Origin of the sequence: Pseudoalteromonas sp. AOP7-A1-14 (genome assembly GCF_052376275.1) — a bacterium.
Classification (GTDB): Bacteria; Pseudomonadota; Gammaproteobacteria; order Enterobacterales; family Alteromonadaceae; genus Pseudoalteromonas.
In genome coordinates this window covers 1-1,201 of record NZ_JBQSVO010000249.1, presented here as the reverse complement: position 1 = coordinate 1,201, position 1,201 = coordinate 1, and the positions used below count along the sequence as shown (strand labels likewise).

The following is a 1,201-nucleotide window of genomic DNA, read 5'->3' as shown; positions in this document are numbered from 1 at the left end:
AAAATCATACTTGAGCGTTATTTATCCTAAAATAAGCTGCTCTCTTACCTCATCTGACCAAGCAGCCTGTTTCAACTTACCTTTCATACTGTCTTTTATCGCGCTTAATTTCGCTAAGTTCATCGCAAATCGTCTGAAGGTCGCCATATTCTCGGGGGCATCACCTCGACGAATACGTGAATCGTCTTCTTTAAATGTCATATCTAATACCCAGTGTGCTGAGTTTTCTATTCCCCAATGCTGGCGAATAGACTTGGCTACTTGCTCTGGGTTTATCCCTAGCGAGCTGATGTAATAACTCGTTTCCATTGTATGACTATCGCCAACATAACGCTGTCGTACTACCTCGACTATGGAGTTGAAATTGACCCAACCGTGGCGCTGCTCAAGCCAATCTGTCACCAACAGTTGAGTGTACGTGCGCTGCTCTATTCGACCATGCCCATCATTTACTGTTTCATGGCTATTTTGCTGGATGAGTGATGGCTGCTCTCGTCTGACTTTGTGATAGTAGGCTTGAATTTCTTTGTTCAATTTTCCTTGGTTATTCTTCACTTGCAGCAAATAGTCTCCGTCTTTCTTGCTGACGGCTTTCGTCACTTTCTTTAAACAATGCATCGCGTCTGCTGTGATGATATTGCCTTTAAGCTCAAGTAATTCAATAAGTGCCATCACTGTTGATACTTCATTCTTCTTACTTTTGGATTTGCATTGTGCTAGTACTAGGCCCTGTTCAACTGCATAAGCTGAAACACTGTGAATAGCTGTTTTTTTATCACCATCATAAGAATGGCGAAGTGTTTTACCGTCAAAGGCAATGACGCTTTGATTATTCGCATCTCTAAGCTCATTAACCCAAGAAACAAAACAAGCTAATAAAGCTTCAGGGGCCAGTGAGCTAATGATACGAGCAATCGTATCATCGACAGGAATACCATTTTCAAATGAACGAAACTTACGTAACCAAGTCAGTTTACTGTCACCGAATTGCTTAATATCCTTCCACCCTTCAGCACCTGAAATAATCGCAGTGACTGTAAGGAATATAACATCCAGCAATTCATGTTTTTTGTTGATGTGTGAACGAGTATCTTGAATGTCGTTGAAATGGTTGATGAATGACATGTTAATCGCCTTTGAGAAAAAGGCGATTTGATCACAGATTCGAAGTAATAATCAAGTTAAGTATGATCTTGCCCTG

The 1,201-nt window shown here is 40.9% G+C and carries 1 protein-coding gene; it reads right to left on the bottom strand.

Going from position 1 to position 1,201, the window contains the following annotated elements; genetic code table 11:
- Positions 1-21: 21 nt before the first annotated feature.
- Positions 22-1,125 (bottom strand): ISAs1 family transposase, encoded by a 1,104-nt coding sequence (locus tag ACT3RM_RS17930; RefSeq protein WP_096793603.1) that lies wholly within the window; start codon positions 1,123-1,125, stop codon positions 22-24.
- Positions 1,126-1,201 lie beyond the last annotated feature (76 nt).

Coding starts and splice junctions, on each gene's coding strand:
- ACT3RM_RS17930 (WP_096793603.1), bottom strand. CDS start 1,125: ATGTCATTCATCAACCATTTCAACGACATTCAAGATACTCGTTCACAC.